This window comes from Vibrio sp. 03_296 (genome assembly GCF_002265885.1).
Genome location: NZ_NPKW01000974.1, coordinates 1 through 653, shown reverse-complemented (window position 1 = coordinate 653; position 653 = coordinate 1). Strand labels below are relative to the sequence as shown.

Genomic DNA, 653 nt, shown 5'->3' with positions numbered 1-653 from the left:
AACGACATAACAAAAGCCAGATATGTTGCAAACTATCTGGCTTTTTCTTTTTGGTCGATAGGAAGTTGGCAATGGGTCAAAGCGGGCGCTGAAAAAGTTTGCTAAGCTGAATGCTCATTTTCTAAAGGATAATCATATGGATAGCTGGTTAATTATTCGCGACAATTATGATGCTGTTTTTTCTGATCAGTATCTGGATGGCGGCCGCGAAATGGGCGGCGAAACAATGGTATCTACTTAGCTTCTTAACGCTGGTTGGTGCTGTGATTACCTATGGTGTACTGCAGAGCTCCCGCCTGAACCAAAGCCAGAAATACGATGTTAAAGAGCATGACGGTGGAGGACTTGATGGCGCAACTGCAAGTTCAATTAAAAGAGAATCCGAATGATGCGGAGTTGTGGTTTCAACTTGGGCAAGGGTACCTGCTTAATAAAGAGTTGGATGCTGCTTTGATCTGTTTCGACTATGCAATACAGCTGACCGAGCAGCCGTCCTCTACTCAACTTGCGGCAAAAGCAACCGCATTGTACTACCTTGGATCTCAGACAATGAGTGGTGAGGAAGCCTTTTGCTTGAGCAAGCCTTACAGCTTGAACCTTACAATGAGGCCGCCTTATCGCTGCTCGCGAATGATCATTTTATCTCTTTTCGT

The 653-nt window shown here is 44.9% G+C and carries 1 pseudogene; it reads left to right on the top strand.

The features are described from left to right. Positions 1-318: 318 nt before the first annotated feature. A pseudogene (locus CIK04_RS34810) lies at positions 319-653 on the top strand (tetratricopeptide repeat protein); the annotation flags it as partial.